The sequence below is a fragment of the Pedobacter sp. AC212 genome (genome assembly GCF_979258625.1).
On the sequence record NZ_OZ409870.1, the window covers coordinates 3,649,199 to 3,663,355 of the forward strand.

A 14,157-nucleotide genomic window follows, 5' to 3' on the forward strand; every position below is an offset into this window, starting at 1 on the left:
TCCGGCCATTATCTGGTGTAACGACCGGATTAATTTTTGTTATTGTCCGATGATTGAAATGAAACCTTTTCTAATGCCAATACCCTGGCCGAAATCAATGATGTAATAGTAACTACCCTCGGGTAATACATTTCCTTTGAAAGTACCATCCCAGGTATTATTATATCCTTTCATTTCGAAAACGGATTTTCCTGCTCTGTCAAATACTTTAACCAAGTTATTAGGATACATATCGATGTTCTCAATAATCCAGGTATCATTTTTACCGTCGCCGTTTGGTGTGAGTACATTCATAATGTTCAATACCTGAAAATCAGCCCTTACCTCTAAAGTGAAACTCTGGGTACTGCTTCTTCCAAACTGATTGAAACCTGTAACCGTATAAGTTGTATTGGCATTCGGCCTCACGGTTAATGTGGATGTATTTTGCCCGCTCAGGATTCCATTTGAATTACTCCATTGATAGGTAACCGCTCCGCTTGCAATAAGGTTGGCTGTTTCGCCTTTGCTTACACTTGCACCTTTATTACTCACAATACTGATGAGCGGCGCCGGGTTGTTAATAATGGTTAGGCTTTGCGATACCGGAAGGGCGGCTGCATAGTTTGCATCACCAGTCTGACTAGCGGTAATCACTACGGTACCTGGATTCAAAATCTCAACCTGATTACCATTCACAATGCGGGCAATATTGCTATTGCTGCTGGTATAACTAATTGTTAATCCAGCGCTTGAAGTGGCAGTTAAATTAAATACTGGATCTGTCGACAATTTATTCGCCAGTACATCAAACGTAATTGTTTGCGGACTGGAAAGTACGGTAAGGGTACCTGCCACATAACTTATTGCGTAGTTAGCTGCTACAGCTCCACTACCTGTAATCGGATAGATGCCAGAAGGCGAAGCAGCGGTTGCAGTAGTAGCAATATTTACAGGTGTTGTTAAAACGCTGTTGTTTTCCAAGCCGGCAAAGCCACTATAACTTGCAGTAAGCAATGGGTTTGGTGCAAGGTAAGCCTTTGTTTTATTGTCTAATGTAACCACCAGATTCTTTCTGTTGATGATTAAGTTGTTGCTATTGAAAGTAATGATATAATTTACACCAGCCGTTAAATTGTTCTGATTAATGAGGTAACTTCCACTATTTTCGCCGGCTACTCTGGATAACGTTCCGGTCAATGCGTCTCCTGCAACTAAGGCGCCCGGCGAAAGCGTATAAGTCAATAATGGATCCGTATCGCCATAGATTTTACTTTTGGCATCTGCCGTAACCACTATTGGTTTTGTGGTAATAGCCGCGGTACCAGAAACTACACCCGATAAAGTGTAGTTATTGGCTTTTGCGCCGCTAAGTGTCGCACCTACGGTTGCGATCGCTTTGGCTGAACCTGCGTTTTTATCTGCGAATGTTGGTGTAAATCCTGTCAACACGACATCGGCAAGATCAGCAGCCAGTACACCATTTAAGGCGATACTTGAAACCATAGCTGAGTTGTTGCCATCGTAAATCTTGTTTGCGAAAATGATGTTTCCATTAACCGGCTTTCTATTTACAACCAAGCTTACTATCTTACTTATAGCAGTATAATTGGTTGCATCTGCCGGAACAAAATCTACTTTTAAGCTTTGATTTGCACCTGCATTTAAAAGCGTATTTAAACTAGGTGTGTAAGTCAAGGTGCCAGGAACATTCGCCGCCGCATTTAACTGCGTTGCTGTTAGGGCCGTGCCATAAGTAATCGCAACCGGGTTGGCCCAGGTAATTACCGGCGTGGCTTTGGCTACATTAATGGTTACCGTTTCGCTTATTGAAGCATAGTTCGCCGCATCTGTTGGAACAAAATCCACTTTCAAGCTTTGGTTTGCACCTGCATTTAAAACCGTATTTAAGTTAGGTGTGTAATTAAATGTGCCAGGAACATTAGCCGTTGCATTTAACTGCGTTACGGTTAATGCTGTCCCGAAAGTAATGTCTGCTGGGTTTGTCCACGCAATGACTGGGGTTGGTTTACCTACATTAATGGTTACTGTTTTACTTGTTGAGGTATAATTAGCCGCATCTATCGGAACGAAATCTACTTTTAAAGTTTGGTTAGCTCCTGCATTCAGGATCGTACCCGAAGCTGGTAAATAAGTGAATGTTCCGGGAACACTAGCCGCCGCATTCAGTTGAGTTGCGCTCAATGCCGTACCGAAAATGATGTCTGCAGGGTTCGCCCAGGTAATTACTGGCGCTGCTTTGCCTACATTAATCGTTACCGTTTTAGTGATAGCAGTATAATTGGCTGCATCAGTGGGAACAAATTCTACTTTTAAAGTTTGGTTTGCTCCTGCATTCAAGATCGTACCCAAAGCTGGGGAATAAGTTAATGTTCCGGGAACACTAGCCGTTGCATTCAGTTGGGTTGCGCTTAATGTCGTACCGAAAATGATATCCGCTGGATTCGCCCAGGTAATTACTGGTGTCGCTTTGCCTACATTGATCGTTACGGTTTTGCTAACGGTAGTATAACCAGCTGCATCTGCCGGAACGAAATCTACTTTTAATGTTTGGGCTGCACCTGCACTCAGGATTGTACCCAAAACTTGTGAATAAGTTAGTGTGCCAGGAACGCTTGCCGTTGCATTTAGTTGCGTAGCTGTCAATGCGGTGCCGAATGTGATGTCAGCAGGATTAGCCCAGGTAATTACCGGTGTTACTTTCCCTACATTAATTGTCACTGTTTTACTAACAACTGTATAATTGGCAGCATCTGATGGAACAAAATCTACTTTTAAAGTTTGGTTTGCACCCGCACACAAGACTGTACCCAAAACCGGTGAATAAGTAAATGTTCCAGGAACGCTCGCCGTGGCATTTAACTGCGTAGCCGTTAATGCGGTACCGAATGTAATGTTAGCAGGATTAGCCCAGGTAATTACGGGTGTTACTTTGCCTACATTAATCGTCACGGTTTTACTAACAGCAGTATAGTTGGCAACATCCGTCGGAGCGAAATCTACTTTCAAATTTTGGTTTGCGCCTGCATTTAAAACCGTCGCTAAATTAGGGGTGTAAGTCAATACTCCAGCAACGCTAGCCGTCGCATTTAACTGGGTCGCCGACAGTGGTGTACCATAATTAATATCTACCGGGTTTGCCCAGGTAATTACCGGTGTAGCCTTCGCCACATTGATGGTTACCGTTTTGCTGGTTGAAACATAATTCACCGCATCAGTCGGAACGAAATCTACATTCAATGTTTGGGTTGCACCGGCATTTAAAACTGTATTTAAATTAGGGGTGTAAGTAAAGGCCCCCGCAACACTGGCCGTTGCATTCAGTTGGGTTGCGCTTAATGTCGTACCGAAAATGATATCCGCTGGATTTGCCCAGGTAATTACTGGTGTAGCTTTGCCTACGTTAATCGCTACCGTTTTACTGATTGAATTGTATTTAGTGGCATCTGTTGGAACGAAGTCTACTTTTAGATTTTGGTTTGCACCTGCACTCAAGATCGTACCCGAAGCTGGTAGGTAAATGAATGTTCCTGGAACACTAGCCGTTGCATTCAGTTGGGTTGCGCTCAATGGCGTACCGTAAATGATGTCTGCCGGGTTTGCCCAGGTAATTACCGGTGTAGCTTTGCCTACGTTTATGGTTACTTTCTTACTAACGGCTGTATAATTCGAAGCATCAGTTGGATCGAAGTCTACTTTTAAGCTTTGGTTTGCGCCTGTATTCAATACCGTTCCGGCCACTGGTAAGTAAGTTAACGTGCCAAGCACATTGACTGTCGCATTTAATTGGGCCGCCGTTAATGCAGTACCGTCGTTAATATCCGCCGGAGTGGCCCAGGTAATTACTGGAATTGCCTTGCTTACATTAATGGTTACTGTTTTACTTATGCTTGTATAATTGGTTACGTCCGTCGGAACGAAATCCACTTTTAAGCTTTGGTTTGCACCTGCATTCAGTACCGTACCAGAAACCGGCAGGTAAGTAAAGCTGCCGGGGATACCAGCCGTTGCATTCAGTTGGGTAGCCGTTAATGGCGCACCATAAATAATATCGGCAGGATTAGCCCAGGTAATTATCGGTGTAGCTTTGCTCACGTTGATCGTTACCGTTTTACTTGTCGAAGCATAGTTAACTGCATCCATCGGCACGAAGTCTACTTTTATGTTTTGATTTGCACCTGCATTTAAAACCGTCGTTAAATTAGGGGTGTAAGTCAGTGTCCCTGCAACACTTGCTGTTGCGTTTAACTGCGTAGCTGTTAGCGCCGCGCCATACGTAATGTCTGCGGGATTTGCCCAGGTAATTAATGGTGTAGCTTTACCTACATTAATGCTTACTGTTTTACTTGTCGAAGCATAGTTAACTGCATCTGTCGGCACGAAATCTACCTTTAAGTTATGATTTGCGCCTGCACTTAAAACCGTGTTTAAATTAGGGGTGTAAGTCAGTGTACCCTGAACACTAGCCGTTGCATTCAATTGGGTTGCTGTTAGTGCTGTGCCATACGTAATATCTGCCGGATTTGCCCAGGTAATTACTGGTGTAGCCTGCTCCACATTAATGGTTACCGTTTTACTGGTTGAATTATAGTTAGCAGCATCCGTCGGAACGAAATCTACTTTTAAGTTCTGATTTGCACCTGCATTCAGCACCGTACCAGAAACCGGAAGGTAAGTAAATGTTCCTGCAACACTTGCTGTTGCATTTAACTGCGTCGCTGTTAGTGACATGCCATACGTAATATCGGCAGGATTTGCCCAGGTAATTACCGGGGTTGCCTTGCTCACGTTAATCGTTACCGTTTTACTTGTCGAAGCATAATTCACCGCATCCGTAGGCACGAAATCTACTTTTATGTTCTGGTTTGCACCGGCATTCAGTACTGTACCAGAAACCGGCAGGTAAGTAAATGTGCCAGCAACACTTGCTGTTGCGTTTAACTGCGTAGCTGTTAGTGCCGTGCCATAGGTAATGTCTGCCGGATTTGCCCAGGTAATTACTGGTGTAGCTTTGCTCACGTTAATCGTTACTGTTTTGCTCGTCGAAGCATAGTTCACCGCATCTGTCGGCACGAAATCTACTTTTAAGTTTTGATTTGCACCTGCACTTAAAACCGTGGTTAAATTAGGGGTGTAAGTCAGTGTACCCGGAATACCTGCTGTTGCGTTTAACTGCGTAGCTGTTAGTGCCGTGCCATACGTAATATCTGCCGGGTTCGCCCAGGTAATTACTGGTGTAGCTTTGCTCACGTTAATCGTTACTGTTTTGCTCGTCGAAGCATAGTTCACCGCATCCGTAGGCACGAAATCTACTTTTAAGTTTTGATTTGCACCTGCACTTAAAACCGTGGTTAAATTAGGGGTGTAAGTCAGTGTACCCGGAATACCTGCTGTTGCGTTTAACTGCGTAGCTGTTAGTGCCGTACCATACGTAATATCTGCCGGATTTGCCCAGGTAATTACAGGTGTAGCTTTACCTACATTAATGCTTACTGTTTTACTTATCGAAGCATAGTTAACTGCATCTGTCGGCACGAAATCTACTTTTAAGTTTTGATTTGCACCGGCACTTAAAACCGTGGTTAAATTAGGGGTGTAAGTCAGTGTACCCGGAACACTTGCTGTTGCATTTAACTGCGTAGCTGTTAGTGCCGTACCATAAGTGATATCGGCAGGATTTGCCCAGGTAATTACCGGGGTTGCCTTGCTAACGTTAATCGTTACCGTTTTACTTGTCGAAGCATAGTTTACCGCATCCGTAGGCACGAAATCTACTTTTAAGTTCTGATTTGCACCTGCATTCAGCACCGTACCAGAAACCGGCACGTAAGTAAAGGTGCCGGGAATACCAGCCGTTGCATTCAGTTGGGTAGCCGTTAATGGCGCACCATAAATAATATCGGCAGGATTTGCCCAGGTAATTACCGGGGTTGCCTTGCTAACGTTAATCGTTACCGTTTTACTTGTCGAAGCATAATTCAGCATATCCGTAGGCACGAAATCTACTTTTAAGTTCTGGTTTGCACCTGCATTCAGCACCGTACCAGAAACCGGCACGTAAGTAAAGGTGCCAGCAACACTTGCTGTTGCGTTTAACTGCGTAGCTGTTAGCGCCGTGCCGAAAGTAACATCTGCAGGATTTGCCCAGGTAATTACTGGTGTAGCTTTACCCACGTTAATGGTCACCGTTTTACTCGTCGAAGCATAGTTCGCCGCATCTGTCGGCACGAAATCTACTTTTAAGTTTTGATTTGCACCTGCATTCAACACCGTACCTGAAACCGGCAGGTAGGTAAAGGTGCCGGCAACGTTTGCTGTAGCATTCAGTTGGGCAGCCGTTAATGCCGTACCATATGTAACATCTGCCGGATTAGCCCAGGCAATTAGCGGTGTAGCTTTACCTACATTAATGCTTACTGTTTTACTGATTGAATTATAGTTCGCCGCATCCGTCGGAACAAAATTCACATTTAAGGTTTGATTAGCACCTGCAGACAACACTGTGCCAGAAACCGGCGAATAAGTAAATGTTCCGGGAACGCTTGCTGTAGCATTTAATTGCGTAGCCGTTAATGCTGTACCATAGGTAATATCAGTTGGATTAGCCCAGGTAATCACCGGCGTAGCTTTAACAATACTGAAATTAACGGTAGTGGAATTTCCTGCAACATCAGTGGCAACGAGTACATAGTTACCCACTGCACTCACATTGGTATTATTTGTAAAAGGATTTCCATTGAGCGTTCCGGTGCCGTCGTTAAATGCAACAAGCCTGGAAACAGGTGCCGTATAAATGTCATTATTTGTAACCCCTGTTACTACAGGCGCCGTCAGATCAATGATGATGGAAAATGCTGATGACGCAATACTTGTATTTCCGGCCACATCAGTGGCTTTGACAGTAATGTTATGGCTTCCGGCCGCTAGTGATGGGCTCGTAGTGATCGACCATAACCCACCTGTAGATACTCCACTTCCTAGTTCGGTTGTGCCATCTGTATCATAAAGTCTCACCGTAGCTCCAGCTTCTGCAGTTCCGGTGAAAGTGGGACTGGTGATATTGGTAATTCCATCTGTAGTGGAAACACCGCTGTCGCTTCCGGCAGCAAAAACGGGTTTGGCTGGCGCTGCAGGAGATACCCTATCAATGGTTATCGACCGGGCTCCAGATACCGGACCTGTATTGCCCGCAGCGTCTTTTGCCGTTGCAGTAATACTATGCCCGCCAATGCTGAGTGGTGTACTTACTGCAATGGACCAGTTTCCTCCTGTTGCTAACGCAGACCCAATAATTGTACTGCCATTATCATATAAAGTTACAGTAGTACCAGGTTCAGCAGTTCCTGTAAAAGTTGGTGTGGTTACATTGGTAATTCCATCTGTAGCCGACAGACCACTATCGCTAGCCGCGATTAGAAAAGGTACTGATGTTATAGCCGGTATCTGCGTATCGAAAGTTAAGGCCTGGTTTGGACCAGCGCCTCCTGCATTTCCGGCAACATCGGTATAACTTCCAGCCGCTATCGTAATACTGGCCGCCCCATTGTTCGTGTTTGCAGCAGGCGTAAAAATTGCTGTTCTGATTAGTCCAGCACCCGAAATGCCACTTAGCGTACCTCCCGATACTGTGATATCACCCGAAGAACCATCCCAGGTAAAAGTATTTCCCGGGTTTTCGCTAAATGTAAAAGTAATGGTAGCTGTTTCCCCAGCTTTCAAAGCTACACTACTGCTTGAAATGGTAACAGATGGTGAAGTTAGATCAACAGTAATACTTAGCTCTCCCGAAAGTGCACTGGTTATGTTGCTAGAATTGGTAGCAGTAGCCGTAAATTTATGAACCCCTGCAGTTAAAGCAGTGCTCAGCGTAATCGACCAGGCACCATTGGTAGCCAAAGTTGAACCCAGTAGCGTTGCCCCTTCATATAGTTTAACTGTAGCGTTCGCCTCTGCAGTTCCTGTAAATACCGGGCTTACTACATTGGTAATCTGATCTGAATTGGATATCCCAGAATCGCTGCTTGCCGCCAATAATGGTGTGGAAGGCGCAGGGATGATTGGTTTCAGCATAATCACCTTGCCTCCGTTTATTCCATCATCTCCATCCACAACAAATAGGGATGAATTGGTTTCTGCTATTCCCCATGGATAATAAAATCCATTTTGACTCAGGTTGTTTTTGATGATTGTCGCCCCACCGGCAGCACCGTATTTCGTTAATTTATACTGATTAGCCGTGCCGCTAAATTCACTGGCATACAGATTATTTTGTGCATCAACAGCCAATGCCGAAGGATAACCGCCAGCAGATAAAACAGATTCTGTTCCTGATGATGTAATTTTAATAATGCTGCCCTTATCTACCCCGTCAAATGGCGCCGCGATGTATGTAGTGCCATTTCCATCAACAGCCAATCCTGTAATGTACGAATAACCAGCCCCAACATTAAAACCTGCACGAATCATGGTTGCAGTGCCTGGTGAAGCTCCGGTGGCATATCTTACAACATCGTATTTATTAGTTGCTCCATTATATTCCGATACATAAAGCTGATCATTGGCAATGGTAAGTGCCGTAAAATACTTTCCGGTAAGAAACGAAGTTGAACTGGTGTAATTTCCCGCTGCCGAAACCTTAATAATTTCTCCGTTTTTATTCGTATCAGTAAAATCAGTGGAGAGGTACACATCACCGTTAGAAGCTACCGCAAGACCCCAGGGAAACTCCTGAGCCCCATGTGTAAGCCCCGTATACACCACCACAGGCGTTCCCGCCGGATTGGTTAAGGGATTGGTGTACTTTACCACCTCATAGGTTTGGCCATTGGTGCCGCTTTTCACACGGGTGACATAAATATTGTTAGCGGCATCTTTCGCCATCGCACTATAAAGCCCGCCCTGTTCGAGGGTAGTTTCAGCGTATTGCGCCAGCGCAGGAATAGCCAAGGACAGAAAAAACAGTATAGCCGATAAGACAATACCTGATTTTGTAAAGAATCTCTTCATTTTGGAGCGTGTACTAAACGGATAAATAGGGGTTTTGCCAGCCACTCACAGTTTCCTGATACAACAAAGAAGTATCAAATCCTACTGCTGATGTTTGGGCAATGATTGTTTGGTTTATATTTTGGTTATTCGTAATGATTCTGGTAATGTCGATGTTTGGCCGTTGCCTGCCATCGGCATCTACATCTAAAACACCTCTCGGGCCAGTTACACACTGGTTTTTTAGCTGCTGTAAAGCATTAGCTGACTCGCCTCTTTTAATTAAAGGCATCATTTCTGCGAGTGAAAGACCGATTTCATAGCCAATCATGCCAAAAACATTGGCTTGTTGTTTACCGAAATCCTCAAAATCCTTTATAAAGTTGCGATTGTAAACGCTTTCATCATTCCGGTTCCAGCTGGAGCTTGAATATACTTTGATGCCGAGGTGTTTCACATCATCAAGCATATCTTCATAACCCATGTTCTCGGCAATCAGCAAAGGAATGGCATCGTAGAACTTACTGCTGCGCCATTGTTGCAAAAAGTCGTTGCCCATCTTACCCGTAAAAATGGCGTGTACAAAATGGGGCGGATCTTTTTCAAGAGCGGCAAAAAATCCTTCCAGGTACAAACCATCTTTATTGGCCAGATTTTCAGTTAATACCATGCTGTGTAGCCTTTCCGCTCCGGCAGCACCGGCACCATCCACAAAGGCTGCATTTAAATTAAAACCTGCTTCATAAATGGGCGCTATGAGCTGACCATCTTTGCCAAATTCTTTTACCGCCCATTTACCCAGTGCATACTGTGCCTGCCAGAAATTCATGGAAATCAAGCCGATATTTGGGCCGTAACCTGCAGGTGATGGTGCCAGTTCACCCATATCGAAAAACAATCCCAGCTTCTGGTGATTTTCCAGCAAGGGACGGATTTCATCCAGCACCTTGATATTCACCATGCCGGTAACCACATCCACCCCTTCAAAGAAAAGAAGTTTCTGCAGGGCTTCCAGGATTGCTTTTATACCTCCCTGACCAACATAAACCGGTACAAAAGCAAAGTCTTGCTGACTGAATTTCATTTTCGCAGCCGCACAGTAAATCCCCGCCATCACATGTTGTGCATAGTAAGGATAAATGCCCGAATAGGGCATCAAAAAGCCAACTTTGATGGGTCTGTTCAATTTAGTTTCTGGACGGATAAATGCCCTCAAGGCAAAAAATATAATTTAAAGCAAGATATGGTTGTAGAATGGAAACAGGCTGCCCGCCTCCGCTTAGCCCTATTGTGACATTTTGTCCAGCTAAAGACGTAGGGTTGCTGGTTCCATTTGTATAAGTATTCAAAGTTGTTGCATTTGGCCCTGAACCCGTTTTCGGGCTTATTGCTAATCTATTTCCTGTGGGTAATGAGCTATTACCTACGCTACTATCAGCAATTTGCCCTAAGACACCAGTATGATTGTGCTGGGGCATTTGATTAATCTGCAATGTTATATTTTCTACTCCCGAAATTTGTCCTAACTGGTATTGGCTTAAACCGGGCACTGATCCATTCGTAGCACCAATAGCCACTCTACCGCGTAGATCAGGCAGAGCAAACGTATTTATTCCATTACCACCATAAGTCGTTCCGACTAATGAAAAAGTAGCTGCATTTTGTGAAATGCTCAGCAACTGACCGTTGCAGTAAGCCCAGCCTCTCATGGCATAATTCCCGGCAAATAGCTTTATTATCGCAATATATTCTTCCATAATTTAGATATTAAAATTGTAATTGTTATTATTTCGAGCCGCCATCAATGACAGCAATTGTTGTTGAGACTGGATTTTGTTAGCTCCCGGTACATGCTGTTTAAAAGCCAAACCTGCCCTTTCTTTTTCTTCACTAAATGCGATGGTAAGGGTTGCAGTTGATAAACCTTTATGGTGGTTACTGCTCAACAATACTTCTTCCTTTTGAGCATTTTTAACGATCCATAATTGACTTTTGCCTTCATTCGCGTTTCCGCCAATTACACAATCCACGCCAATGGAAGATTGCGCCAGGATTTTATTATTGATTCTCGCTTTTTTGTTAAAACCCAGGTGTGCCAGGCAAATTACTACATCACAGTGGTGCTTTTTTTTCAGCAAATGGCTAACTCTGTTCAAAGCCGTTTCTTGATGGCTTACCACCAGGCCAGCAATATTCGCACTTTCACCTACTGCCGTTACGCCTACCTTAAATTTACCATACTGTAGAATTTGATAGGACTTAACCGTTTTTCTTAAAAGCGGGTCTTCAAAATGATAATTACAGCTCAGTAATGGAAAATTGAAATAAGGAATGAGCGCTTTAAACGATTCTATACCTTGTAATAAATCAGCAGCGCTCAGGTTTACAGCATGGTAATTGATCTTATTCATGATATCGATGCCCCGCAACTGATCATTCTTATCGTGGCCGGCATTTAGAAAACCACCAGCATCAAACAATAAAGCCGAAACCTCTTCGTTATTAATCGTGTTATGCAACTGGCGAAGCCCCCCGAAATCCCGGTAAGCCGCGTTAACCTTCCCAAGAAGGTCGTTAGTGTACATCATTTTTAACTGCGATTGGTTTACCCCACGGGTATTAATAGATTTCGCAACGCCTGCAAGGGCATCAAGCGAATTTGCCAGTAGCAAGCTACTGCCAACGAAGAGATTTTTCCGAAGGAAAGATCTTCTATCTGTATTCATAAAAGCGTTTGTAAGGAGGATTAATTCTTACAAAGATGTAATAAAATTTTTAGTCAAGATAGCCTTATTTACAAGAGTTTGACAAATGTCATTAATTATCGATAAACATTTGCCCTAAGTAGATTTAAAGGTATAATTAGTCGAAATATAGCCATAAAGAATTCTGAAAAAATTAATTTATCAGCATTTTTTGTACACGCAATCATACACGATATTTTTTCTGTATAGCTGATAACATGTATTTTTTCAGCATCCAGACAGACAAATTAATAGGCGTTTCTCCCGTATGCAACCGAAAATCTGCAGATACAGGCTCGTCAAAATTATCATTTACTCCCGTCAAGTTATAGATTTTATCCTCATGCTGGTCGGGCAGAAAGGCTCGTTGATACAGTCCCTTCGTATCCCTCAATCGCAAAGTAGTGATATCACAATCTATATGTACCAAAAGTGCGTCGTACATGTTTTTTAATAAGGTTCTTGATTCCTGATAGGGATTAATGGCCGAAATGATGATTACATCATAATGCTGATTCATCTCTTCCGCCACGGCACCCAGGCGCCTGATGTTTTCTATGCGGTCTTCCCGGCTAAAACCCAAATCCTTGCATAGCTTTCCGCGGTATACGTCGCCGTCAATCACCGCCACCCGGTATCCTTCAAGGCTTAGTGCTGCTTCGAGCGCATGGGCTAATGTGGTTTTTCCTGCTCCGGATAAACCAGTAAACTGGAAAATTCTAGCCATCAATACGCAACGTTTTATAATATTCTGAATAGGCCGTTTCTGCAATCTCATAACGAAAAGATGCATCCGGGCTTATCTCCGTTTTAAAGGGCCTATCTGGATACTTGCTGTGAAAAGCAATCCTGTCGATCATGGCCGGCTTCAAAAATTCGAGCCCGATAGCCCGCTGGAAATGAGGCACCATTCCCTGCATCCCCCAACGGTAATCATAAAAATGATTGTGTGGAAAGTTTAAGTCATGATAACTTCTCAAACGATCATAATATCCGCCGAGTACTGCTGCTGTGTACAAATTGAAATCCTCGAAGTCAGCCGGTTTAAGTTCCATTCCAAACACCGCAGGTAAAATATAACCCGGAATGCTCTGGATGCCTCTTCTTTTGTAATGCGACGCCAGCACCGCAGCAGGTTCACGGGATAAAAAATAAAAGGGGGTATCCGGGAACCATTCTCTCAATAAAGCATAAAAGTGCAGGTGCCAGCTATCCAGTTTAATAAAGTAATGTTTTTCTCTTCCTGTTCTTTGTTTACCCATCAGCTGAATAGCCGCTAAGAAAACACCCTTAAGTTCCTGCTCCGTTAAAGAGACATCCTTTTCTCGCATCCGCAACACCTGATCAAGCAAAGGTGCTTCCGCGATCACGATATGATCCTGAGCTGCGGCGAGTGCCTGGGATAACAAAGTGGAACCACATCTGGATACATGAAAAATAAAGGCTGTTGGTGTCAAACTTTTCACGCCGGCGGCAGCTTGCAGCAAAAAGGCCAGATCGCTTTGCGGATGGAAGCGGGAGCGCATGCGCATGCGTGCCCTGCAAATTGATATCGTTTCATCAAAGAAAGGTTCCTGAATGTGATGATCACGCAAATCCAGCCAATCAACGTGCCATTGTCCACCCTCAAAACCAATATGATAAGGGATCCAGTTTTTTAAATGCGCCTTCATCTCCCCGCCCTTAAATTTTTAATCAATGCCCGGGCCGTATCAGTATTCATCCGTTCCAGCTCAGCGATAATCTGATCATTGGTTGCTGCATCATATTTTTCGGCTACATGCTCCGCGTCGAAATCATAACCATGTGCTGCGAAAAGCGAATCTGTCCACCCATTCCTGATCCCATCCATCACCAGATGAACCCGAACTTCATTTCCATCATTTTTAATGCTATGCGTTTGGCTAAAATCAATGTACCAGCAACTGCCTTCCTTTAACGCAAGGGTTTCTTCCGCTACCTTAAAAATCACATTTGCATTGGTTTGAACCGGAATATGAATTCGAAAATGACCCTCTTTATAGTTGCAGCCTAAATCGCGGTGGGGTTTAATCTCGCTTCCAGGATGCAAGGCCAGTAAACGGATGGTTTCTTTATCATATTCCCAGGCATCAATCACCTCCCTGAAATAAGGTAAGCGATCCAGCAGTGGAGTATCCTGATAGGTTGAAACACCGTAATTCGCATAAATATCTGCTTCCCGGCCACTGCCAGAACGCAAAGAAATACTTTGCCAGCAACCCTGATAATCTTTTTGATTAAAATGATCGCCCCATTCCTGCTGTAAACAAATGGAAAGTTCTGCCTGGAGCTGCTCCACATCATAATGATGCTTAAACTGGATGTAATCTAACAATGGTTCGGGATTTGATTGTAATGTTAGCAAACAGTTTGTCCTTAAACAAATTATTTTGCAACTTCATGCTTT

At 43.8% G+C, this 14,157-nt stretch carries 7 protein-coding genes; all 7 read right to left on the reverse strand.

What is annotated here, in order from left to right; translation table 11 throughout:
* Nucleotides 1-39: 39 nt before the first annotated feature.
* Complete coding sequence (locus ACZZZC_RS15530; protein ID WP_463487610.1) at nucleotides 40-9,006, reverse strand: Ig-like domain-containing protein; 8,967 nt, start codon at nucleotides 9,004-9,006, stop codon at nucleotides 40-42.
* A gap of 13 nt (nucleotides 9,007-9,019) precedes the next feature.
* Nucleotides 9,020-10,201 (reverse strand): ABC transporter substrate-binding protein, encoded by a 1,182-nt coding sequence (locus ACZZZC_RS15535; protein WP_463487611.1) that lies wholly within the window; start codon nucleotides 10,199-10,201, stop codon nucleotides 9,020-9,022.
* The gene (locus ACZZZC_RS15540; protein WP_463487612.1) at nucleotides 10,173-10,742 is read right to left on the reverse strand and encodes a phage tail protein; all 570 of its coding nucleotides are present in this window, start codon (nucleotides 10,740-10,742) and stop codon (nucleotides 10,173-10,175) included. The genes ACZZZC_RS15535 and ACZZZC_RS15540 overlap by 29 nt, the downstream gene beginning before the upstream one ends.
* A gap of 3 nt (nucleotides 10,743-10,745) precedes the next feature.
* Nucleotides 10,746-11,711, reverse strand: coding sequence for a metallophosphoesterase family protein (locus ACZZZC_RS15545; protein WP_463487613.1), 966 nt, complete (start codon nucleotides 11,709-11,711; stop codon nucleotides 10,746-10,748).
* 202 nt (nucleotides 11,712-11,913) lie between these two features.
* Complete coding sequence (gene cysC / locus ACZZZC_RS15550; protein ID WP_463482984.1) at nucleotides 11,914-12,456, reverse strand: adenylyl-sulfate kinase; 543 nt, start codon at nucleotides 12,454-12,456, stop codon at nucleotides 11,914-11,916.
* The gene (locus ACZZZC_RS15555; RefSeq protein WP_463487614.1) at nucleotides 12,449-13,402 is read right to left on the reverse strand and encodes a hypothetical protein; all 954 of its coding nucleotides are present in this window, start codon (nucleotides 13,400-13,402) and stop codon (nucleotides 12,449-12,451) included. Before ACZZZC_RS15555 ends, cysC begins: the two co-directional genes overlap by 8 nt.
* Nucleotides 13,399-14,085: an aspartyl/asparaginyl beta-hydroxylase domain-containing protein gene (locus ACZZZC_RS15560; protein ID WP_463487615.1), complete on the reverse strand. Its 687-nt coding sequence runs from the start codon at nucleotides 14,083-14,085 to the stop codon at nucleotides 13,399-13,401. Before ACZZZC_RS15560 ends, ACZZZC_RS15555 begins: the two co-directional genes overlap by 4 nt.
* Nucleotides 14,086-14,157 lie beyond the last annotated feature (72 nt).